Source organism: Amycolatopsis rhizosphaerae (assembly GCF_007713715.1).
Lineage (GTDB): Bacteria > Actinomycetota > Actinomycetes > Mycobacteriales > Pseudonocardiaceae > Amycolatopsis_E > Amycolatopsis_E rhizosphaerae.
In genome coordinates, this window is record NZ_VJWX01000843.1 from 1 (window position 1) to 1,435 (window position 1,435).

The following is a 1,435-nucleotide window of genomic DNA, read 5'->3' on the forward strand; positions in this document are numbered from 1 at the left end:
CCACGCGCCAGGGCGATCCCGCCGCCCGCCTGGTAGCCCCCGCCTCTAGGCTTGATCTCACCCTTCTGCGGCTCGGGCCTGCGCAGGCTGATGCGGCGCCGCCGCGCCACGGTCAGGCCCGTGACCAGCGCGATCGCCAGCAGTACCGCGACTACCAGGAGGATCCAAAACCACAGGTTGGGTGTCACAGCGCCATCCTCGCATCCGCCTTCCGGCCGGCGGGAACGCCCCGCCCCCGGGTGCGTCCAAGGACCGGAAAACTATTCGGACAAGTTCTCACCCGATGCCTTGCATCCTGGTCAGTAAAGGACTAGACCACTCGCTCATGGTCATGCGCGTGATGGGGCTCATCTCCGGCACGTCGATCGACGGGATCGACGTGGCGGTCGCCGAGCTGTCCCGGCACGGGGAGGAAATCCGCCTCACCCCGCTGGGTGCGCTCGAGGTCGCCTACCCGGAGGACCTCCGCTCCGCACTGCTCGCCGCGCTCCCGCCCGCCCCCGCCAGCGCCGAGTTGCTGACCCGGCTCGACACCCGGGTCGGCCAGGCCTTCGCCGAGGCCGCGCGGCAGGGCCTCGACCACGCCGGGCCCGCCGCCCTCGTCGCCTCGCTCGGCCAGACCGTCTACCACTGGGTGGAAGACGGCCGGGCACTCGGCACCCTGCAGCTCGGGCAGCCCGCCTGGATCGCCGAGCGCACCGGACTGCCCGTGGTGTCCGACCTGCGGGCCCGCGACGTGGCGGCGGGCGGCCACGGCGCCCCGCTGGCCGGCACACTGGACCGCCTCTGGCTGCGCTCGCTGGCCGAATCGGACGGCAGGCCCGCGGTGGCCCTCAACATCGGCGGGATCGCCAACATCACCGTCGTCCACCCGGACGGCACCACGATCGCCTACGACACCGGGCCCGGCAACGCCCTGCTCGACCTCGCGGCGCGGCGCACGACCGGGCAGCCGAGCGACCTCGACGGCGCACTGGCCGCCCGGGGCACCGTCCGCGAGGACCTGCTCGCCCGGCTGCTCGCCGAGCCCTACTACGCGGCCGAGCCCCCCAAGTCCACCGGCAAGGAACTGTTCCACGCCGGTTACCTCGACGGCCTCGGCGGCCTCGGCGACCCGGACACCGAACCGGCCGACCTGCTCGCCACGCTCACCGCGCTGACCGCCCGCACGATCGCCGACGCCTGCCTGAAACACGGCGCCCGTACCGTGGTCGCCTCCGGCGGCGGCGTGGAAAACCCCGCACTGATGCGGGCCCTCGCCGCCCGCCTGCCCGGTGTCCGGCTGCTGACCAGCGACGAACTCGGGCTGCCCCGGGCGGCGAAGGAGGCGTACCTGACCGCCCTGCTCGGCTGGCTCACCTGGCACGGCCTGCCCGCCAACGTGCCCAGCGCCACCGGGGCACGCGGCCCCCGCCTGCTGGGCAGCATCACGCCC

The 1,435-nt window shown here is 74.0% G+C and carries 1 protein-coding gene and 1 pseudogene; one reads left to right on the forward strand and one right to left on the reverse strand.

Translation table 11 applies throughout. The annotated features are described in order from the left end of the window. Positions 1-188: pseudogene (locus tag FNH05_RS37320) on the reverse strand (signal recognition particle-docking protein FtsY); the annotation flags it as partial. Positions 189-331: 143 nt separating this feature from the next. Here FNH05_RS37320 and FNH05_RS37325 point away from each other — a divergent pair. Further along, positions 332-1,435, forward strand: a 1,104-nt coding sequence (locus FNH05_RS37325) for an anhydro-N-acetylmuramic acid kinase (RefSeq protein ID WP_144593531.1), incomplete at its 3' end; no start/stop codon positions are given.